The organism is Gordonia sp. PS3 (genome assembly GCF_041950545.1).
GTDB classification, from domain to species: domain Bacteria; phylum Actinomycetota; class Actinomycetes; order Mycobacteriales; family Mycobacteriaceae; genus Gordonia; species Gordonia sihwensis.
Genome location: NZ_CP169524.1, coordinates 1,508,328 through 1,528,616 on the forward strand (window position 1 = coordinate 1,508,328; position 20,289 = coordinate 1,528,616).

General features: G+C 70.0%; 17 protein-coding genes. 14 read left to right on the forward strand and 3 right to left on the reverse strand.

From position 1 onward, the window contains the following. Position 1 precedes the first annotated feature (1 nt). Entirely contained in the window at positions 2 to 1,096 is a 1,095-nt protein-coding gene (locus tag ACE11G_RS06975) for a polyprenyl synthetase family protein (RefSeq protein ID WP_006895315.1), read from the reverse strand. 114 nt (positions 1,097 to 1,210) lie between these two features. Here ACE11G_RS06975 and ACE11G_RS06980 point away from each other — a divergent pair, with 114 nt between their 5' ends. Next, positions 1,211 to 2,194, forward strand: a complete 984-nt coding sequence (locus ACE11G_RS06980; protein WP_062366767.1) for a methylenetetrahydrofolate reductase — start codon at positions 1,211 to 1,213, stop codon at positions 2,192 to 2,194. A 42-nt stretch (positions 2,195 to 2,236) separates the two neighbouring features. On the opposite strand, the gene ACE11G_RS06985 is transcribed toward ACE11G_RS06980, so the two are convergent. Together ACE11G_RS06985 and ACE11G_RS06990 are read right to left on the reverse strand one after the other, a co-directional pair. Beyond that, positions 2,237 to 3,055, reverse strand: a complete 819-nt coding sequence (locus ACE11G_RS06985; protein ID WP_375003973.1) for a hypothetical protein — start codon at positions 3,053 to 3,055, stop codon at positions 2,237 to 2,239. 78 nt (positions 3,056 to 3,133) lie between these two features. Then, complete coding sequence (locus tag ACE11G_RS06990) at positions 3,134 to 3,802, reverse strand: N-acetyltransferase (protein WP_006895318.1); 669 nt, start codon at positions 3,800 to 3,802, stop codon at positions 3,134 to 3,136. A gap of 337 nt (positions 3,803 to 4,139) precedes the next feature. Here ACE11G_RS06990 and ACE11G_RS06995 point away from each other — a divergent pair, with 337 nt between their 5' ends. From ACE11G_RS06995 to ACE11G_RS07055, 13 genes are all read left to right on the forward strand, one after another. Next, a complete protein-coding gene (locus tag ACE11G_RS06995) occupies positions 4,140 to 4,673 on the forward strand; it encodes an SAV_6107 family HEPN domain-containing protein (RefSeq protein ID WP_062366707.1) in 534 nt (177 codons plus the stop codon). Between the two features lie 132 nt (positions 4,674 to 4,805). After that, a complete protein-coding gene (locus tag ACE11G_RS07000; protein ID WP_006895320.1) occupies positions 4,806 to 5,216 on the forward strand; it encodes a DUF3040 domain-containing protein in 411 nt (136 codons plus the stop codon). A 454-nt stretch (positions 5,217 to 5,670) separates the two neighbouring features. Then, positions 5,671 to 6,108 carry a division/cell wall cluster transcriptional repressor MraZ gene (mraZ, locus tag ACE11G_RS07005; RefSeq protein ID WP_006895321.1) on the forward strand — a complete coding sequence of 146 codons (438 nt, stop codon included), beginning with the start codon at positions 5,671 to 5,673 and terminating at the stop codon, positions 6,106 to 6,108. A gap of 249 nt (positions 6,109 to 6,357) precedes the next feature. After that, positions 6,358 to 7,386: a 16S rRNA (cytosine(1402)-N(4))-methyltransferase RsmH gene (gene rsmH, locus ACE11G_RS07010; RefSeq protein ID WP_375003974.1), complete on the forward strand. Its 1,029-nt coding sequence runs from the start codon at positions 6,358 to 6,360 to the stop codon at positions 7,384 to 7,386. A gap of 5 nt (positions 7,387 to 7,391) precedes the next feature. After that, positions 7,392 to 8,204 carry a hypothetical protein gene (locus ACE11G_RS07015; protein WP_231875684.1) on the forward strand — a complete coding sequence of 271 codons (813 nt, stop codon included), beginning with the start codon at positions 7,392 to 7,394 and terminating at the stop codon, positions 8,202 to 8,204. 22 nt (positions 8,205 to 8,226) lie between these two features. Beyond that, positions 8,227 to 10,143: a penicillin-binding protein 2 gene (locus ACE11G_RS07020; protein WP_045539581.1), complete on the forward strand. Its 1,917-nt coding sequence runs from the start codon at positions 8,227 to 8,229 to the stop codon at positions 10,141 to 10,143. A gap of 128 nt (positions 10,144 to 10,271) precedes the next feature. Continuing rightward, entirely contained in the window at positions 10,272 to 12,347 is a 2,076-nt protein-coding gene (locus ACE11G_RS07025) for a UDP-N-acetylmuramoyl-L-alanyl-D-glutamate--2,6-diaminopimelate ligase (RefSeq protein ID WP_062366713.1), read from the forward strand. 64 nt (positions 12,348 to 12,411) lie between these two features. Next, positions 12,412 to 13,503: a phospho-N-acetylmuramoyl-pentapeptide-transferase gene (gene mraY, locus ACE11G_RS07030; protein WP_006895326.1), complete on the forward strand. Its 1,092-nt coding sequence runs from the start codon at positions 12,412 to 12,414 to the stop codon at positions 13,501 to 13,503. A 1-nt stretch (position 13,504) separates the two neighbouring features. Continuing rightward, on the forward strand, positions 13,505 to 15,001 hold the full coding sequence (murD, locus tag ACE11G_RS07035; RefSeq protein ID WP_045540523.1) for a UDP-N-acetylmuramoyl-L-alanine--D-glutamate ligase: 1,497 nt from the start codon (positions 13,505 to 13,507) through the stop codon (positions 14,999 to 15,001). After that, on the forward strand, positions 14,998 to 16,794 hold the full coding sequence (gene ftsW, locus ACE11G_RS07040; RefSeq protein WP_346076093.1) for a putative lipid II flippase FtsW: 1,797 nt from the start codon (positions 14,998 to 15,000) through the stop codon (positions 16,792 to 16,794). The genes murD and ftsW overlap by 4 nt, the downstream gene beginning before the upstream one ends. Next, positions 16,773 to 17,963 carry an undecaprenyldiphospho-muramoylpentapeptide beta-N-acetylglucosaminyltransferase gene (murG, locus tag ACE11G_RS07045; protein WP_051999607.1) on the forward strand — a complete coding sequence of 397 codons (1,191 nt, stop codon included), beginning with the start codon at positions 16,773 to 16,775 and terminating at the stop codon, positions 17,961 to 17,963. Before ftsW ends, murG begins: the two co-directional genes overlap by 22 nt. Next, positions 17,960 to 19,438, forward strand: coding sequence for a UDP-N-acetylmuramate--L-alanine ligase (gene murC / locus ACE11G_RS07050; RefSeq protein ID WP_222111692.1), 1,479 nt, complete (start codon positions 17,960 to 17,962; stop codon positions 19,436 to 19,438). Before murG ends, murC begins: the two co-directional genes overlap by 4 nt. Next, positions 19,435 to 20,184 carry a cell division protein FtsQ/DivIB gene (locus tag ACE11G_RS07055; protein ID WP_006895331.1) on the forward strand — a complete coding sequence of 250 codons (750 nt, stop codon included), beginning with the start codon at positions 19,435 to 19,437 and terminating at the stop codon, positions 20,182 to 20,184. The genes murC and ACE11G_RS07055 overlap by 4 nt, the downstream gene beginning before the upstream one ends. Positions 20,185 to 20,289: the final 105 nt, after the last annotated feature.

Consider the following 20,289-nt stretch of genomic DNA (forward strand, 5'->3'; position numbering starts at 1 on the left):
GTCACCGCCGTCGATGGGTGATTCGGCGGGCCATCCAGGTCAGGTCGGCGCGCGCGGACTCTCCGGCATCCAGTCCGTCGATGCCGGCCAGGGCCGCGTCGAGGCGTTCGTCGATCTGTCTCTCGATCTCGGTGAGTGCGCCGGATTCGGTCAGGACGTCGCGCGCCGCGGTCAGCTCCGCCTCCGACAGCGAACGGCCGAGGCTGTCGCGCAGCAGATCTCGGCCGGCCGCCGACGCGCGCTGCAGACCCTCGGCCAGGAGTGCGGTGCGCTTGCCTTCGACGAGGTCGTCACCGGACGGCTTCCCGGTCTCCGCGGGGTCTCCGAAGACACCGAGGACGTCGTCGCGCAGTTGGAAGGCGACGCCGAGATCGAGCCCGATGCGATGCAGTGAGCGTGACAACTCGTCCTCGGCCCCGGACAGCGCCGCACCGAGCTGGAGCGGCCGGGCCACCGTGTACGCGGCCGTCTTGTACTCCATCACCCGGTACGCGGCGGTCACGGACTCGTCGCCGGACGACTCGTTGGTGATGTCGAGGAGCTGACCGCCGAGCACCTCGGTCCGCATCTGAGACCACAGAACGGCCACCGGCCGCGGCAGCGGATGCGGATCGGCGGGACCGCCGTCGGCGGGAGTGATGCCGTGCACGAGGTCGTCGGCCCAGGCCAGTGCCAGATCGCCCAGCAGGATGGCCGCCGAGACGCCGTAGTGCGCGGGGTCGCCGGCGAACCCCCGGTCGCCGTGCAGGGCCTCGAACCGGCGGTGGACGGTCGGGCGGCCGCGCCGCGTGTCGGAGCGGTCGAGGATGTCGTCGTGGATGAGGGCGCAGGCCTGGATCAACTCGATCGCGGCGCCGACCCGCAATGCCGTCGACTCCCCGGGGCCGGTGTCGGCGGCCGCTTCGGGGCCGCATCGCCAGCCGGCGTAGACGAACAGCGGCCGCACCCGTTTGCCGCCCGACAGCACGAAGTCGGCGAGCACGTCGCCGGCCTCCGCGACCGCGGGGTAGATGTCGTCGAGCGCAGGCCGGCCGGAGTCGAAGAACGCCGTCAGGATCTCGTCGACCGCGGCGGGCACGTGCGCAATGTTGACCACGACTGGCAAGGTTACCGGTCCTCGTCGACAGCCCGGCCACGCGCCGCAGCGGCGGTGATCGCGGGCACAGCCGCGGCATCGGCGGCCGCGGGCCGCTCGCCGGGTGTCCGTATGATGACTGGGGTGACCGATCCGATCAGTACCGACTCCGACGTCCGCGCCCGCCCGGGGCAGTCGGTCGTGGAGCGTCTGGCCGACCCGCACTCCGGGCCGGTGCCGTTCTCCGTCGAGTTCTTCCCACCGCGCGACGCCGCCGAGGAGGCGCGACTGTGGCGTGCGGTCCGGATCTTCGAACGAATGAACCCGGCCTTCGTGTCGATGACCTACGGTGCGGGCGGATCGACACGCGACCGGACCGTGCGCATCGCGGGCGAACTCGCGACCGAGACCACGCTGCTGACCGTCGCGCATCTGACCGCGGTCAACCACAGCGTCGACGAACTCCGCGGCCTGGTGGGCGCGTACGCCGACAAGGGCATCGTCAACCTGCTCGCCCTGCGCGGTGATCCGCCCGGTGATCCGCTCGGTGAGTGGGTCAAGCACCCGGAAGGCGTGGCGTACGCCGAAGAACTGGTGCGCCTGATCGGAGAACTCGGCGACTTCCACGTGGGCGTCGCGTCGTTCCCCGAAGGCCACCACCGCGCGCCCAACCTCGCCGCCGACACCGGAAATCTGGTGCGGAAACTGCGGGCGGGCGCGGAGTACTCGGTGACGCAGATGTTCTTCGACGTCGACGACTTCCTCCGCCTGCGCGACCGTATCGTCGCCGCCGATCCCGAGCAGGGCGCCAAACCGCTGATCCCGGGGATGATGCCGATCACCTCGCTGGCCTCGGCGCGCAGGATGACCGAACTGTCCGGCAGCAAGATCCCCCCGGCGGTCGAGGAACGGCTCGCGAAGGCGGCGGGCGACGGACCGGAGGAGAATCGGGCCGACGTGCGTGCGGTCGGCATCGACCTGTGCACGGAGGCCTCGTTGCGGCTCATCTCCGAAGGGGTGCCGTGCCTGCACTTCTGCAGCCTCAACTTCGCGAAGGCGACCAGCGAGGTGCTCGAGCGCATCGGCATCGACACGCGCGGGGCGCTGGCCGGCGTCTGAGACGTGCGGTCCGCCGGAGAGGGCGACCGCACGCGGACGGCGTCAGTCGGCGCCGCGCCCGGATGTCTCGCGCTCGGGCTTCGGGGACTCCTCGTCGGACTGCGGCGCCTCGGGCTTGCGCTTCGGGCGTCCCGGACGGGGTGAGCGGTCCCGATTCTGGTAGGCCGCGTACACGACCATCGCGACGATGATCGCGCACAGCAGGAACATGAACCAGGTCCAGCTGGGCACGGCGGCGGTCGCCGGATCCGCGTACTCCGAATCGGCCTGCAGGTCGACGTTCTGTCCCGGGCTGGGCGTCCAGACCACCGTGTCGTCGCCCGCCTGATGACCGTTGGTCGCGACCACCTCACCGCCGAACGTGATCGACAGGGAGAAGTACACGCTGCCGGGATCGGCGTCCGTCAGCGACGCCGAGCCGCGGAAACGGACGATGTCGCCGCTGCGGGACGATTTGAGATGGACCGTCGCGGACGGGTCGGGGAGGGCGGCGGCGATGATGTCGCCGAGCTGGCTGAACTGACCCGCCGAGAGTCTGTCGAAGGTGAGCTCGGACCCGACCTTGCCGTCGGGCGACGGCGCGGCCTGTCCGCCGGGGCGCGAACTCTGCGTCGACGGGGCGGGTACGGCACTGCTCTCATCCGACTTCTCCGGGAAGTCGGTGGTCCAGACCTGGCCGCTGAGCGAGGCCGGGATGTCGAAGGACGGCTTCTGCGGATGCTGATCCGGTGACGTGGCGATGATGACCGTGCCGGAGAACTGGTCGCCGACCGTGGTCGACTTGGTGAGACAACCGGTGATCACGGGGATCAGTGCCAACAGTCCGGCTAGGGCGAGCGCGGTGCGGCGGAACGAGGTCACCGACTCATCGTGCCAGAAGAGATGCGCCAACCTGCGCAGTGTCGTCATCGGTGCGTCGGACGGACCGCGGGCGGCCGGTCATCGCGGCGGGGGACCGGCGTCCGGAAGAGGGAGCGGGCGTCCGAGGAAGGCGAACGGCCGGGCGTCTCCGGCGAAGGTGAAGTGCCGCAGGACATCCTCGAAGCCGAGGCGGCGGTAGAGGCCCCAGGCGCGATTGGCCTCACCCTGGACTTCGGGCGTCGAGAGGAGGACCTTGCTCTCCGGTCTGCCCGAGAGCAGCGATGTCAGGAGCCGTTGGCCGACGCCGCGGCCCTGACCGGCCGGATGCACATGCAGTTCGGTGAGTTCGAAGTAGTCGCGCATGAACTCGCGCGCGTCGGCGGGCCGGGTTCCGGCCTGTAGCAGTCCCGAATACAGCTGGCGGTTCCACCACTGGTCCGGTGCACCGCGGTAGCCGTACGCCACCCCGACGAGGATCTCGCGATCCGAGAGCGCCAGCGGTGCGCGCACGCGCAGCCGGGAGTACGTGGGCCGGAGCGAGTCGAGCGCGGACAGCGTCGCGAACGCGCCGAAAGCCGACCACCCGGGGCGCGCGATGTGATCGCGCCACAGCGGCAACCGGTGGGCTTCGCTTCCGCGGGGGTAGTGCATGGCGGTGATGTAGGTGTGCACCGCGGGATCGAGCCACAGGTGTGCCAGATCGGCCGGGAGGGGCGCGACGCGGATCGGGGAGGCGTCCAGTGACATGCCCGTTCCCTTCGTCGTCGGCTCGATTCGTCTGCGGCTGCCAGACTCTGGGAGCGTAGCGGCACTTGCCCATCGGCGTTCACACCGGCTACGGTTGACGCCTGTCGAACTGATGTTCGTATCGGTTGGGCGGTCCAGTGGCCCGGCGATGGGGAAGACATCGCCGGGCCACCGATCATCGGTGACGGGGTCCGCTGTCGAAGTCTTCGCGGGAGTGCCGGCGCCGTGCGACGGCCGGCCGTCGGGCCCGTCGTCGCAACGCCCTCTTTGTCGTACCCCTCTGTCATGGTTTCGTCACGAGCCCGACAGAGCCGGGCGCCGACACGGAGGAGTTGGGATGGAGCGGTCAGCAGAACGGTCCGGGCGGCAGTTCGCCGGGTTGCATCTCGCACCCGCCCCGTCGGTGTCCGGTGCACAAGCCGATCACGGAGTCGACCCGCACGTGGTGCACCGCAGCCGCGATCTCCTGGATCGGGCAGAGGACCTGTTCGAGCAGGCGGCGTCGGTGGACGACGACGGGGCCGAGCGATTCCGGCTGTTCTATCTCGCGGCGATCCGAGCCGCCGGCGCGGTGCTGGAGATCTATGAGCCCTCGGGCCGCGTCCGCCGACGCCGCGGTGCGGCGGACGCGTGGAGTCGGATCAAGGAGCGTGCTCCCCAGTGCCGGGAACTCGCCGACTATTTCGGCGAACTCTCGACCATGCGCTCGCACGTCGAGGCGGGGCTGGTGCGCACCGTCGATTCCACGTTCTGCGCGCGCGTGGAGCGCCGTGCGGTCGAGTTCCTGGACGTGGCCGACGCGACGCTGCTGGCGTACGAGCAGGGGAAGCTCACCTCGAAGCGTCCGGCGGCGCGCGGAACCGTCGCTTGAGTGCGCGGGATGATCGGCGTGATTGTGAACGCATCGTCGGCCAATGGTGGTCGAAGGGCGCTCGGGCTCGTACTATTGACATAGAGAGGCGAGAAGACGAAATCCTCGCCACGATCCAGTAAGGGAGGAGCGGTGCCGCTTTCAGAGCACGAGCAGCGCATGCTCGATGAGATAGAGAGCGCTCTCTACGCCGAAGACCCGAAGTTCGCGTCGAGCGTCACCCGCCACAAGGTGCGCTTGCCGAACGCACGTCGTCGGATCGTGGTCGCTCTCGGGTTCCTCGCTGGACTCGCATTGCTGGTCGGCGGAATGATGGTCGACGTCGAGGTCGGCGGACTGAAGATCCTCAGCTTCGTCGGATTCCTGCTGATGTTCGGGGCCGCGGTCTTCGGCCTGATGGCTGGCCGCGGGCGGATCTCGGGTCCCGACGGCGCCTCCTCGTCGAAGAAGTCCGGAAAGGCCGCGAGCGGTCACGGCTCGTTGAGCCGACGGATGGAGGATCGCTTCAACCGTCGCTTCGAGCGGGACGACCGCGATCTGTAGAACCGGCCGTCGGCACCGGCGGCTGACGGCCTGACGTGCCCTGCGTCGACAACGATCTCCCTGGCGGGGTCGCAACTTCCGAAAGGAAGATGCGGCCCCGTTTTTCGTATCTCGGGAACGTCTGTCTCCGAGGTGTCCCCACAGCGTCCCACCCCGTCTCCCCACAGTGCCCCACCCCCTCTCCCCACAATGCCCCACCTACCGCTCTTGGTTGGTCTCACCAGTCACTTCGTTACCTTTTGACCCCTTTCGTAACGACACTAGTGAGCTGCGACACGTCGATGATTGCTGAGAATCCAGTGAAGCTCAGGCACTCTGACCTGCTCATATAGTTGATGGTGGGGAAACGGTGGGGCCTGCGGGGTGGAATGTGGTGGGAAGTGGGGTAGTGTGGGCATCACTGGGCGAGGGGGAACCGGAACCGCCGAACCCGGGAGGGTGAGGAGGTGTCGACGTGGCTCGTTTCGTCGGCACCTACACGCCCAAGCTCGATGACAAGGGGCGACTGACGTTGCCCGCGAAGTTCCGCGACGCGCTGGCAGGAGGAGTCATGGTCACACGCAGCCAGGACCGCAGCCTGTCGGTGTACCGGGCAGAGGAGTTCGACGCGATCGCCGAGAAGGCGGTCACCGCGTCGCGCAACGACCCGGAGGCCCGCGCTTTTCTGCGGTACTTCTTCGCCGGCGCCGACGAGCAGCGGCTCGACGGGCAGGGCCGCGTCAACCTCTCGGCCGAGCACCGCGACTACGCGGGGCTCACCAAGGAGTGCGTCGTCATCGGCTCGTACGACCACCTGGAGATCTGGGACGCGCAGAGCTGGCGCGACTACCAGGCCCAGCACGAGGAGGCGTTCTCCAACGCGGGATCGTCCGCCCTCGACTCGATCCTGTAACGGGATCGCGTCGACACACGTGAATTGAACATTCGGAGATCACGACTGCTGCGGTGAGTCGAGGCCTCGGCCCGATCGACCCTGACGTACTTCCCCAACGCCAGGTGCGCTCGGGCGGGGACCCCGTCTCATCGCAGGCCCACACCGCCGCAGTTCCACGGCATCGATGCCGGTGGTCTCCGGAGCGTCGCAGGGGGCGACGCCCAGAAGTTATCGGCACGGTTCTCACGGCAGCAGGGAGGGAGCGGGGTGAACGGACCGCGGCAAGGCGAACACGGACACGTTCCGGTGATGGCTGATCGCATGTTCGCGCTGCTGGAACCGGCTCTCACCCGTCGGTCGCCCGACGGCGGCGGCGCGGTCCTGGTGGACGGCACGCTGGGTGCCGGCGGCCACACAGAGTACTTCCTCGAACGCCTGGCGGGCCTGCACGTCGTCGGCATCGACCGCGACACATCGGCGATCGGCATCGCCTCCGAGCGTCTGCAACGCTTTGGAGACCGCGTGGAGTTCCACCACAATCGTTACGACGAGATCGAGTCGGTGGTCGCCGCCACCGGACGCGACGAGGTCGACGGGGTGCTTCTCGACCTCGGGGTCTCGTCGATGCAGCTGGACCGGGCCGAACGCGGGTTCGCGTACGCCGTCGACGCACCGCTGGACATGCGGATGAATCCCGACGACGAGCTGACGGCGGCTGACGTCCTCAACACCTACGACCACGGCTCTCTCGCCCGAGTGCTCAGCGAGTACGGCGAGGAGCGGTTCGCGGGGAAGATCGCCTCGGCAGTGATCCGGGAACGCGCCAAGGAGCCGTTCACCACCAGCGGACGTCTCGTGGAGCTCCTGTACGCCACCATCCCGGCGGCGACCCGGCGGACCGGTGGCCATCCGGCCAAGCGGACCTTTCAAGCGCTCCGGATCGAGGTGAACCACGAACTCGACTCATTGCGCGGGGTGATCCCGGCGGCGCTCGAAGTACTCGCGGTCGGCGGCCGGCTCGCCGTGATGAGCTACCAGTCGCTCGAGGACCGAATCGTCAAGCGCGACTTCGCCCGTGCGGTGGAGAACACCACCCCGGCCGGTCTGCCGGTCGATCTGCCGGGGACCGCCCCGCGGTTCTCGCTCGTCACTCGCGGAGCCGAACAGGCAGACGCGGCCGAACGTGCGGCCAACCCGCGTTCGGCCCCTGTCCGGATCCGGGCCATCGAACGCATCGCACCGAACCACCCCGCGGGTCGCGGCGGCGGGACCGCAGACGGAAGGGGAGCACAGTGACGCTTGTGGACACTCGCACCGCCACCGGACCACGCGAGGGTTCCGACCGTCAGCGTCGACGGCGCACCGGCGCCGCGGCGAGCGAGCGTCCGTCGCGATCCAAAGCGGCCCAGCGGGCTCTCGATCGGCGCACTCGCCGTGAGCGCACCGGAGCCCGGCTGCCGATGACCGGGCGCCGCATCGCCGGAGTCCCGCTCGTGGTGCCGATCCTGGTCCTGGTGATGGGCGCCCTCGCGCTGACTCTGTTCCTGACCACCAAATCGGCGCAGGACTCGTACTCGATCGACGCGCTCCGCAAGGAGAACCAGGAGCTGCAGGCCCGTGCCGCCGAGTTGAAGGCGGCAGCCGACGCAGGCGACCAGGCGCCCGCGATCGCGCGGGCGGCCGCTCGCCAGGGGATGGTTCCGGCGTCGAACGCCGCCGAGATCATCGTCGGAGCAGACGGCAAGCCACGGCTCCGCGGCACTCCCACACCGGCGACCGGCAGCCCGCTTCCGGACCTGAACCCGGCGCCGGACCCCGTCGAGAAGATCGACAAGAACAAGGTCGACGATTCCGAGGGACTCGGTGGCGAACAATCGCAGAGTGCACCGCCGCGTACGGCGACCACTCCCGCTCCGGCGCCGTCGACGCCTGCGCCGAACCCGCGGCCGGCGCCGAACCCCCGCCCGTCCTCGGTCCCGACATCGCAGTCTCGGACGAATCCGGCACCCCAGACCTCGGTGCGCCCGGATGTCCGGAATCGGGTGAGTCGGCCCACCGATGTGGCGTCTTCGACGACCGCCACGCCGCCCGCCAATACCGCGCCCGCGCGTTGATGCGCGCGACAATCGGAAGATCATGACCCGCACCCGTACACCGCGCGCAGCCGAGGCGAGGGCGGGAGGCCGCCCGTCCGGCGCGTCGTCGAACGGCACCGGAACGCCTCCGCCCAGGCCTCCCCGTCCCCCCGAACGTTCCGGTTCGGGGCCGTCGGGGTTCGTCGTCCGCCAGCGGATCCTGACCGTGCTCGTCGCGGTGGTCGCTCTCGTGATCGCGGGCCGGATGCTGTACGTGCACGTGATCGCGGCCGACTCCATCTCGGCGCAGGCCTCGCAGCAACGATCGATCACCCAGGAACTGCCTGCGGTGCGGGGGAGCATCGTCGACCGCAACGGACGCCTGCTGGCACACACCGACGACGCACGGGCACTGACCTTTCAACCGAAGGCCGTACGCAAGCAGATCGCCGAGGAACACAAGAAGGATTCGACCGTCCCGGACGTTGACGTGCGCCTCAAGCAGATCGCCGACGGCGTCTCGTCGGCCCTCGGCGGCAGCATCGCGTCCGACGATCTGCTGGCACAGATGAAGTCGGACAAGGACTTCGTCTACCTCGCCCGCCTGGTGTCGCTGGACGTCACGAAGAAGATCCAGGACGAGTTCCCCGAGGTCGGCGCCGAGCGGCAGAGCAACCGCCTGTACCCGGGCGGTTCACTCGCCGCCAACCTGGTCGGCGATGTGAACTTCGACGGCAACGGTCTGATCGGCCTCGAATCGTCGCTCGACTCCGTGCTCGCAGGCACCAACGGCACCGAGACCTTCGACCGCGGTCGCGACGGCGCGGTGATCCCGGGCAGCAAGCGCAACGTCCATCCGGCCGTCGACGGAGAGACCGTGCACCTCACGATCGACTCCGACCTCCAGTGGTTCGTGCAGAGCCAGGTGAACCTGGCGAAGGACAAGTCGGGCGCGCACAACGTCTCCGCCGTGGTGCTCGACTCGCACACCGGCGAAGTGCTGGCGATGGCCAACGACAGCACCTTCGACGCCTCGCGGCCGCTCTCGGAGCAGCAGAAGGCCGATCTCGGCAACCGGTCGGTGACCTCGCCCTTCGAGCCCGGGTCGGTGAACAAGATCGTGACCGCTTCCGCGGCCATCGAATACGGGGTCACCACCCCGGACGAGGTGCACCAGGTGCCGGGGTCGATTCGGATGTCGGGTATCACCGTCAACGACGCGTGGGTGCACGGCACCGCGCCCTACACCACCACCGGCATCTTCGGGAAGTCGTCCAACGTCGGCACACTGATGCTGGCGCAGAAGGTCGGTGAGCGGCGGTTCGCCGACATGCTCGACCGCTTCGGGCTCGGTCAGCGCACCGGAGTCGGCCTCCCCGGCGAGAGCCCCGGCGCGGTGCCCGCGCTGAGTCAGTGGTCGGGCGGCTCGTTCGCCAACCTGCCGATCGGTCAGGGTCTGTCGACCACGCTGCTGCAGATGACGTCGATGTACCAGGCGATCGCCAACGACGGGGTTCGGATCCAGCCGCGGATCATCGCTCCCGAGGACGAGGACGAGGCCGGCGTGAGCAAGCCGGAGTCGGTGCGGGTGGTCAGTCCGCAGACGGCCAAGACCGTTCGCGACATGTTCCGTGCCGTCATGCAGAAGGACCCGGAGGGTGTGCAGAACGGCACCGGCTACACCGGCGCCATCCCGGGCTACCAGACCTCGGGCAAGACCGGTACCGCACAGCAGGTCGACCCGTCCTGCAACTGCTACTCGCGGTCGAGCTACAACATCACCTTCGCGGGTATCGCGCCCGCCGACGCGCCGCGGTTCGTCATCGGCATCATGATGGACAATCCGGTGCGCAGCTCGGACGGCAGCGGCGGTCAGTCCGCGGCGCCGTTGTTCGGAACCATCGGTTCGTGGCTTCTGCGTCACGACCAGGTGCCGTTCTCCGCGCAGCCGGCTCCGCGCCTGCGCTTGGAGGCGTGAGGGCGCTCCGCATCGCACGGTAGATTCATTGCGTCATCACCGCGTGCGCTCCGGCGGACGAGGGGGAGACGTCGGCGAGACGAGTACGTCTCAACGGGACGAGAAGGTCAAGGCGGAGGTCTGAGGTAGTGGTGGAGCCGGGAGCCGGTGCGACGAACAGCAGTGGGCCGATCCGCCCGGAGCACCTCCGGCCGGTGGCCCTGAGCGCACTGGCGGACGAGTTCGGTCTGGTTCTCGACGGCGCCGACGCCGAGGTCACGGGCGCGACTTTGCGTGCGCAGGACGCGGGTGCCGGATACCTGTTCGCCGCGCTGCCCGGCGACCGCACCCACGGTGCTCGATACGCCGGCCAGGCGTCGACCGCCGGTGCCGTCGCGGTGCTCACCGATGCGGCGGGACTGGACCTGATTCGCGCCGCGCCCGGCCTGGGGTCGGTGCCGGTGCTGGTGCACGACCGCCCGCGGTCGGTGCTGGGGGAGGTCTCGGCGCGCATCTACGGCGACCCGTCGTCGAAGTTCACCCTCATCGGTATCACCGGGACGTCGGGCAAGACCACGACCGCCTACCTGACCGAGGCCGCGCTGCGGGCCGCGGGACGGGTGGTCGGACTGCTGGGGACCGTCGAGATCCGCGTGGACGGAACCGTGGTCCCGAGCTCGCTGACCACCCCGGAGGCCCCCGACCTCCAGCGGATGTTCGCCGTGATGCTCGAGCGCGGAGTCGACACCGTCGTCATGGAGGTCTCCAGCCACGCCCTCGAACTCGGCCGCGTGGACGGCTGCCGGTTCGCCGTCGGGGGCTTCACGAATCTCTCGCAGGACCACCTCGACTACCACCACACGATGGACGCCTACTTCGCGGCCAAGGCCCGGCTGTTCCGGGCGGATTCGTCGACCCGGGCGCAACGCGCCGTGGTCTGCGTCGACGATGCGTGGGGCGTGAAGATGGCCGCGGTCGCCGGTACGTCCGTGACCACCGTGTCGACCACCGGTGCGGCTGATTGGTCGGTGGTCGGAACGGTACGGACCGAGCCGGGGTCGCAGACGGTTCTGGCGGCCACGCCGGAGGGCTCGGAGGTGGAGCTGACGGTTCCCCTGCCGGGTGCGTACAACGTCGCGAACGCTCTCCTCGCGGTAGCGCTGAGTGCGGCGGCCGGAGTGAACGTGGGGACGGCGGTCACCGGTCTGGCCCGCGTGGCGGTGCCGGGCCGGCTCGAGAAGGTCGAGCGCGGACAGGATTTCCTGGCCGTGGTCGACTACGCGCACAAGCCGGCCGCGGTCGAGGCGGTTCTCGCGACCCTTGCGGCCCAGACGCCGGGACGGATCGCCGTCGTCCTCGGGGCGGGTGGCGATCGCGACACCGAGAAGCGGCCCCTGATGGGCGCGGCCGCGGCACGCGGCGCCGACCTGGTGATCGTCACCGACGACAATCCGCGGTCCGAGCGGCCCGAGGACATCCGGACGGCGGTGCTCGCGGGAGCGCGGGCGGTGGCGGACGCGCGCGGGGAGATCCGGGAGATCGGCGACCGGCGCGAGGCGATCGCCGCGGCGGTCGACTGGGCGCAGGCGGGCGACGTGGTGCTGGTCGCGGGTAAGGGCCATGAGAAGGGGCAGGAGATCGACGGCGTGAAATATCCGTTCGACGATCGGTCTGTGCTGGGCGAGCTGCTCGACGCCCGCGTGGTCGATGACGCCGTCGACGCGCGGCCGGCGCTGCGGGTGCTGCTGGTGGACCCGCAGGCGGGCATCGACGAGGCACGCCGGGCGGTCCGCGAACTCGTGGCGCTGGCCGCCGACACCGGAGTCGGCAGTGCCCACCGAGGAGGGGAGTCGGCCCGCCGGACCTGGGTGATCGCCGGTGAGTTCGCCGATGCGGACGGACGCGACGAGAACGCGCGGTGCGTCGACCACGACGGCCTGGGCCGGCAGATCGTCCGGCTGGCCGTCGATCAGGTGATCGCCGTCGGCGAAGATCTCCGTACCGTACGGGCGCTGCATCAGGGCGCGGTGATGGAGGGGTCGTGGGGTGACGAGGCCGTGCTGGTGGCCTCGCCCGCCGCAGCCGTCGACCATCTGCGTACACGGCCCGCCGAGTCTCCGAAGCCCGGAGACCTGGTGCTGCTGGCCGGGGGAGAACTCGGCGAGACGCTGCTCGCGTACTGGCGTGAGGACGCCGGACTCCCGGTCGAGGTGCTCACCCGCTGACCTGCCGGAGCGGCGGCTCGCGCTAGATTCTTAGTTCACAGATTCCGACAAGTAAGGACATGCAGTGACCCAGATACTGATCGCGGGCGCGATCTCGCTGGCAGTGTCGATTCTGCTGACGCCCGTCCTGATCAAGGTCTTCTCCCGGCAGGGCTTCGGCCAGGAGATCCGGGTCGAGGGGCCGCAGAGCCACCAGTCCAAGCGGGGGACGCCGTCGATGGGCGGTGTCGCGATCGTCGCGGCGCTGTGGCTGGGCTACCTGGGCGCGCATCTGTTCGGGCTGCTCGACGACGGTGGCGGCCCCACCGCCTCGGGTCTGCTGGTGCTCGGCCTGGCGACCGCGCTGGCCGCCGTCGGATTCCTGGACGACTTCATCAAGATCTACAAATCGCGCAACCTCGGTTTGAACAAGACCGCCAAGTCGGTCGGGCAGATGATCGCGGCGGTCATCTTCGGCGTCCTGCTGCTGCAGTTCCCGAACGCCGAGGGCCAGACACCGGCCAGCGAGTACCTCTCGTACACGCGCGACATCAACGTGATCTCGCTGACCGCGGTGGGCTTCGTGCTGTTCTGCTGGCTGGTGGTCGCGGCATGGTCGAACGCCGTGAACTTCACCGACGGTCTCGACGGTCTGGCCGCGGGTTCGGCGGCGATGGTGATGGGTGCATACGTTCTGATCACGTTCTGGCAGTACCGCAATCCCTGCGCGCCGCTCCCGGCCAACGCCGAGAACGCCAGCGCCTGCTACGACGTGCGCGATCCGCTCGACCTCGCGATCGTCGCGGTGGCGGCGGGCGGCGCCTGCCTCGGCTTCCTCTGGTGGAACGCCGCGCCGGCGAAGATCTTCATGGGCGACACCGGTTCGCTCGCGCTCGGCGGTCTGGTGGCGGGTCTGTCGCTGACGACGCGCACCGAACTGCTCATGGTCGTCATCGGCGCGCTGTTCGTCGCCGAGATGGTCTCGGTGGTGGTGCAGATCGCCTTCTTCCGCACCACCGGCAAGCGGGTCTTCCGCATGGCGCCCTTCCATCACCATTTCGAGCTCGGCGGCTGGGCCGAGACCACGGTGATCATCCGGTTCTGGCTGCTCACGGCCATCTCCTGTGCGCTGGGACTGACCCTGTTCTACGGCGAGTTCATCTCGCATGCGGGCTGACATGGGGCTTTCGCTGGAACAGGCCCGCGTTCTGGTGGCCGGCGGTCGTGCCACCGGAGTGGCCGTCGTCGACCTGCTGCTGGAACTCGGTGCGAAGCCCGAGGTGATGGATCAGACGTTCGCGGACCCGCAGGCGGGCGCCGATTTCGTACGCCGGGGCGTGCCGGTGCACACGCCGGAGGAGTTCGTCGCCGATGACGGCACCGCGGAGTTGCCCGAGGGCATCGAGCTGATCGTCGTCTCACCCGGCTTCCGCCCGGACACGCCGCTGCTGGTGGCGGCCGCGGCAGCGGGTACGCCGGTGTGGGGTGATGTGGAACTCGCGTGGCGCGCCGATCGCGCCGGGTTGTTCGGACCCGCGCGCACCTGGCTGGTGATCACCGGAACCAACGGCAAGACCACCACGACGGGAATGATCGAGTCGATCGTCACGGCCGCCGGACAGAGCGGTCTGGCCTGCGGGAACATCGGTCTCACGGTGGCCGATGCGCTCCGCGCCGAGCCGCGCGCCGACGTCCTGTGCGTCGAGATGTCGTCGTTCCAACTGCACTGGGCGCCGTCGGTCCGGCCGGACGCCGGCGTGGTGCTGAACGTGGCGGACGATCACCTCGACTGGCACGGCTCACGCGAGGCGTACGCCGAGGCCAAGGCCGGAGCGCTGACCGGCCGGGTGGCCGTGGTCGGTGAGGACGATGCGGGCGCGGCGGCGCTGCCGGTCGGGCCCGACTCCCGGCGGGTCGGATTCACCCTCGGCGTACCGCGACCGGGAATGCTGGGCATCGTCGACGGCACGCTGGTCGACTGCGCCTTCGGGGACGGCACCCTCGCGATGATCCCCGCCGCCGATGTGCGGCCGGCGGGACCGTCGGGACTGTCGGACGCCCTCGCCGCGGCTGCGCTCGCTCGCGCCGTGGGAATCGATCCCGAGGCGGTGGCGCGCGGACTGCGGGCCTACCGGCCGGCCGCGCATCGCGGTCAGGTGGTCGCGCGCATCGACGGCGTCGCCTTCGTGGACGACTCGAAGGCCACGAATCCGCACGCTGCCCACGCTGCGGTGGTCGCACACGAGCGTGTCGTGCTGATCGCGGGCGGATTGCTCAAGGGCGCACCCGTCGACGACCTGATCGCCGGAACAGTGTCGCGGTTGGCCGGAGTCGTCGCGATCGGCCGGGATCGGCAGATCATTCTCGACGCGATTGCGCGACACGCCCCAGAAGTCCCAGCCGTCACAGTATTCACAGGGGACGATGGCTCTGTGATGACTCAGCGGACTGGTGAACGGGCACGTGCCGTCTCCGCGACCGGATCGTCGGACGCGGTGATGAGCCAGGCGGTCGGTGCCGCCTGGGAGTTGGCGCAGGCGGACTCGCCAGGGGTGGACGCGGTGCTCCTCGCACCGGCGGCCGCCTCCCTGGACATGTTCGCCGGGTATCCGCAGCGCGGCGAGTCGTTCGCCGCCGCCGCGACCGCCCTCGCCGACTCCCGCGCGAACCGATGAGTTCCGGCGACGAGAACACCGGCGTCGCGGAGGACGTCGAGGATTCGGCGCCGCGCTCCGCCGCCGAGGGCGAGGACGCCGCCGAGGCGCCCGGCGACACCTCCGACCGTCCTGACGCCCCCGAAAGCGCTGATGGAGAGTCGGAGGCGAGAGTCGCAGACCGGTCGGCTCGGCGCCGGAATCGCCGGACCGCGTCCACTCGGAGCGCCCGGCGTGGCGGCACCGCGGACGCGGACCCGCTTCGCAGGCTTCGCCTGATGCGCGGATCGGATCTCAAAGCGGGTGCGGCGTTCCTCGCCGGGGGAGTCCGGAATCTGCTCGCGCGGCCCCTGACCTCGTTCCACCTGATCGTCTCGATCACCGTCATCCTCATCGCGCTCGGCCTGATGATGGTGCTCTCGGCGTCCGCTGTGGAGGGCTACGCGAAGGACGGCTCGGCCTACGGGATGTTCACCACGCAGGTGATGTTCGTGGCCCTGGGTCTGGTGCTGTTCTACATCGCGCTGCGGATGCCCGTGCGGACGCTGCAGAAGGCCTCCCTGCCCATTCTGCTGATCTCGATCGTCCTGCTGATCCTGGTGATGATCCCGGGCTTCGGCGTCGCCGGCGGCGGTGCGCGCCGCTGGCTCTCGTTCGGCGGGCTCACGCTGCAGCCGTCGGAACTGGCGAAGGCGGCGCTGTGCATGTGGGGAGCCGCGGTCCTCTCGACTCGCGATCCGCGCACGTCCACGGCCCGCGATCTGATCTTCCCGCTGATCCCGGTCGCCTTCGGCGTCGCCTTCCTGGTCATCATCGAGCCGAATCAGTCCACGACGATGATCCTGGGGATGATCGTCGCGACGCTGTTGTGGTTCGGCGGGCTGCCGGGGCGGTTCTTCGCCGCCTTCGGCGTGGTCTTCGCGGTGGCCGGCGTCGCGCTGGCCTTCGCCGAGTCGTACCGTGCCGCGCGCATCTTCAGCTTCCTCGGCCGTGACTCCGATCCGCTCGGCGCCGATTATCAGCCGAACCAGGCGAAGTTCGCGCTGGCCGACGGTGGACTGTTCGGCAAGGGGCTCGGCCAGAGCACCGCCAAATGGAACTATCTGCCCAATGCGCACAACGACTTCATCTTCGCGATCATCGGCGAGGAACTCGGACTGGTCGGCGGGATCATCGTCCTGGGGCTGTACCTGCTGCTCGGGTACGTCGGGATGCGGATCGCCCGCCGTTCGGTGGACCCATTCCTGCGTCTGATGTCGGCGACGATCACCGTGCTCTTCCTGGTGCAGGCCTTCATCAACATCGGATACGTCGTCGGCATCCTGCCGGTCACCGGCATCCAGTTGCCGATCCTGTCGTACGGCGGTACCTCGGCACTGACGATGCTGGCGATGCTCGGTTTGCTGGCGAACGCCGCACGGCACGAACCGCAGGCGGTCGCGGCGCTGGCCGGGCCGGCGCCGAAGGGGTTGTCGCGGTTGCTCCGTCTCCCGCGGCCCGAAACGTACCGGGCTGCGGGCTCGTCGCCGCGGCGCCGGCCGACCGCCGCGCCCATCCGGCGACCGGCACCCATCCGCGGTTCGTCCGGGACCGGCCGTCGCGAGGCGCCCCGCACATGGGCGGGCCGCCCGCGGACGCCCGAGGCATCCGGGCCGCGAATGCGACGCCGGTCGGGCGAATCGAGCTCGGGGGAGATCCACTATCCTCCTAGGGGTGCGCGACCGTCCCGGTCGTGGCAGGAGTCCAGGTCGCCGGCTCCGCGCGATCGTGCGCGGCGGACCGGCAGAGGCGGATGGGAGAACGGTCGCCGGTGAGCAAGCGGAAGCGGTCGCACGAGGGGGGATCGGCACTTTCGGTGGTGGTCGCAGGCGGTGGAACCGCAGGCCACATCGAGCCCGCGCTCGCGGTGGCCGACGCCGTGCGGGAACTGGAGCCGGACGCGCGGATCACGGCCCTCGGGACGAGTCGCGGTCTGGAGACCACGATCGTGCCCGCGCGCGGTTACGATCTGCGTCTGATCCCGCCGGTTCCCCTGCCTCGGAAGGTGGGCGTGGAACTGGCCAAGACTCCGTGGCGAGTGGCACATTCGGTGGCCGCCACGCGCAAGGTCTTCGCCGAGGTCGACGCCGATGTGGTGGTGGGCTTCGGCGGTTACGTCGCACTGCCCGCGTATCTCGCGGCGCGCAGTCGACTCCGCGGTGCCCGGCGGATCCCCGTGGTGCTCCACGAGGCGAACGCCAGCGCAGGTGTCGCGAACAAGGTGGGCGCCCGGCTCGCCGACCGCGTCCTCGCGGCCGTCCCCGACTGCGGGCTGGCCGGCGCCACGGTCGTCGGAATCCCGGTGCGCGGAGCGATCACCCGACTCGACCGTGCTTCGGCCCGTGCCGAAGCGCGCCGATTCTTCGGTCTGGACCCGGATGCGCCGACCCTGCTCGTCTTCGGCGGCTCGCAGGGGGCGCAGCGGCTCAACGAGGCGGTCGCGCCGGCCGCTACGGCGCTGGGCGCGGCCGGTATCGGTGTTCTCCACGCCTACGGCCCCAAGAACACGATCGACCCGGTCTCGCCGCCGGGCGCCCCGCCCTACGTCGGGGTCAGCTACCTCGACCGGATGGACCTCGCGTACGCGGCCGCCGACCTGGTGATGTGCCGGTCCGGAGCGATGACCGTCGCCGAGATCTCCGCCACCGGACTCCCGGCGGTGTACGTCCCGCTGCCGCACGGCAACGGCGAACAGCGACTCAACGCACTGCCCGCGGAACGGGCCGGGGGCGCCGTCATCGTCGACGACGCGGACGTGACGCCCGAGTGGGTCGAGCGAGAGATCCCCGCACTGCTGGGCGACACCGAACGCCTGCGCGCGATGAGTGCCGCCACCGCGGGGCTCGGCCACCGTGACGCCGCCGTCGAAGTGGCGACGGCGGCACTGGAACTGGCTGCCGCGCGGCGCGGCGACCGCGCGACGACGCAGGACGGACCCCGATGAGCGACCCGGCGATCGAGAACACGCTTCCGGCGCAGCTACAGCGGGTGCACATGGTCGGCATCGGCGGCGCGGGCATGTCGGGCCTGGCCCGGATCCTGCTCGCTCGCGGCGGTCAGGTGTCCGGTTCGGACGCCAAGGATTCGCGCGGGGTGCTGGCGCTGCGGACCCGCGGCGCGCAGGTCCGGATCGGCCACGCACCCGACGCCCTCGATCTGCTCGACGGCGGTCCGACCGTCGTCGTCACCACCCGGGCCGCGGTGCCCGACGACAATCCGGAACTCGTCGAGGCACGCCGCCGCGGTATCCCGGTGCTCTACCGGCCCGAGGTGCTCGCCCTGCTGATGCGCGGACACCGGACCGTGTTGATCTCGGGCACCCATGGCAAGACCTCCACCACGTCGATGTCGGTGGTGGCACTGCAGCACTGCGGTGTCGATCCGTCGTTCGCCGTCGGCGGTGAGTTGAACGAGTCGGGCACCAACGCGCATCACGGCAGCGGCGAGGTCTTCGTCGCCGAGGCCGACGAGAGCGACGGCTCCCTGCTTCAATACGTGCCGGACATCGTCGTGGTCACCAACATCGAGGCCGACCATCTGGACTTCTTCGGTACCGAGGCGGCCTACGTGCAGGTCTTCGACGAATTCGTCGCACTGATCCGCCCCGGCGGAACGCTGGTTGTCTGTCTCGACGATCCGGGAGCCGCGGCGCTGGCGCAGCGATGCGTTGCGAGCTGCGCCGAGCGCGGGGTCGCGGTCTTGGGATACGGCAGTGCCGCGCGGATCACGGTGGAGGGTGTGCCGGTGGTCGCCGAACTCGTCGAGCTCGCGGCGCACGGGACCGGGGGGCTGGCCACGGTCCGACTCTCCGAGCCGCTGGTCGACACTCCGCGCGTACGGGAACTGGCCGTCACTCTGCCCGGCAGGCATATGGCGCTCAATGCGCTGGGAGCCCTGATCGCATGCGCACGGACGGGGCAGGACGTCGACACCGTGGCGGAGGGTATCGAGAGCTTCGGCGGGGTGCACCGGCGGTTCGAATCGCGGGGCCGTGCCGCCGACGTCGACGTGTACGACGACTACGCGCACCATCCGACCGAGGTCCGCGCCGTGCTCACCGCCGCCCGAGACGTCGTCGGCGCGCGGTCGGGGCGTGTGCTGGCCGTGTTCCAGCCGCATCTGTATTCGCGGACGGCGGAGTTCGCCGCCGAGTTCGCCGCGGCGCTGAGCTTGGCCGACGAGGTGATCGTGGCCGACGTCTACGGTGCCCGTGAACAGCCGCAGCCCGGGGTCACCGGCAGGCTGATCTCCGATGCGGTGACCGCTCCCGCGGTCTTCGTCCCGGATCTGTCGGAGATCGCGAACGCCGTGGCTCACCGTGCCCGGCGCGGCGATCTGGTGCTCACCATCGGCGCCGGCGACATCACCATGCAGGCTCCGGCCATTCTGGAAGCGCTGGAGAGGGCCGCGGCCGAATGAGCCGGCGGCGTACGGCGGAACCGGACCGGGCGCGGCGCACGCGTCCGGGCGCCGCCTCGTCGCCGCGGCGGTGGCCGCTCATCGGCTCGGTGATCGCCCTCGTCGTCGTGGTCGGCGGGCTGGTGGCGATCGCCTATTTCACGCCGTTGATGTCGGTGCGGTCGGTGGACGTGACCGGAGCGACCGCGATCGATGCGGGGGAGGTGCTGCGCACCGCGCAGGTGCCTGAGGGCTCACCGCTGCTGCAGGTCGACACGGCGGAGATCGCGAACCGGGTGTCCGCGCTGCCGGAGATCGAGTCGGTGAACGTCAGCCGGAAGTACCCCTCGACCCTGACGATCGCGGTCACCGAACGGACGCCGGTGGTGACCGTCGAGCAGTCCGGACGGATCGGCGTGATGGATCGCCTGGGCATGGTCTATCTCACCTTCGGGTCGGCCAAGGATCTGCCCAAGTCCCTGCAGGGGCTGCCCGCACTGCAGATGACCGACCCGTCCGCGGCCAATCCGACGACGCGGGCGGCGCTGACCGTGGTGCAGGATCTCCCGGACTGGCTGGCCTCTCGGGTCGTGGCCGTCGCGGCCGACTCGCCGTCGGACATCACGCTCCGTCTCAAGAGCGGCAAGAAGGCCGTGTGGGGAGACGCGGGGCGGACGGCCGACAAAGCCGAAGCCCTGCGGAGTCTGCTGATCGTCGACGGACAGCAGTACAACGTCTCGAGTCCCGAGTACGCGTCGGTCAGCTGAGTCGGCGTGTCCGCGGACGGGGCTCGGGAGGAAATCCGGCACTGATTTCGCGACACGCCGCGAGCCTCCTGGCACCACGGCGCCGCGATCAATACCGTCGTCTTC

Bases quoted from the DNA above. Each gene is read 5' to 3' on its own strand.
- ACE11G_RS06980 (WP_062366767.1), top strand. From the start codon at position 1,211: ATGACTGGGGTGACCGATCCGATCAGTACCGACTCCGACGTCCGCGCC.
- ACE11G_RS06990 (WP_006895318.1), bottom strand. From the start codon at position 3,802: ATGTCACTGGACGCCTCCCCGATCCGCGTCGCGCCCCTCCCGGCCGAT.
- ACE11G_RS06995 (WP_062366707.1), top strand. From the start codon at position 4,140: ATGGAGCGGTCAGCAGAACGGTCCGGGCGGCAGTTCGCCGGGTTGCAT.
- ACE11G_RS07020 (WP_045539581.1), top strand. From the start codon at position 8,227: ATGACCCGCACCCGTACACCGCGCGCAGCCGAGGCGAGGGCGGGAGGC.
- murD (WP_045540523.1), top strand. From the start codon at position 13,505: ATGGGGCTTTCGCTGGAACAGGCCCGCGTTCTGGTGGCCGGCGGTCGT.
- ftsW (WP_346076093.1), top strand. From the start codon at position 14,998: ATGAGTTCCGGCGACGAGAACACCGGCGTCGCGGAGGACGTCGAGGAT.
- murG (WP_051999607.1), top strand. From the start codon at position 16,773: ATGGGAGAACGGTCGCCGGTGAGCAAGCGGAAGCGGTCGCACGAGGGG.
- murC (WP_222111692.1), top strand. From the start codon at position 17,960: ATGAGCGACCCGGCGATCGAGAACACGCTTCCGGCGCAGCTACAGCGG.
- ACE11G_RS07055 (WP_006895331.1), top strand. From the start codon at position 19,435: ATGAGCCGGCGGCGTACGGCGGAACCGGACCGGGCGCGGCGCACGCGT.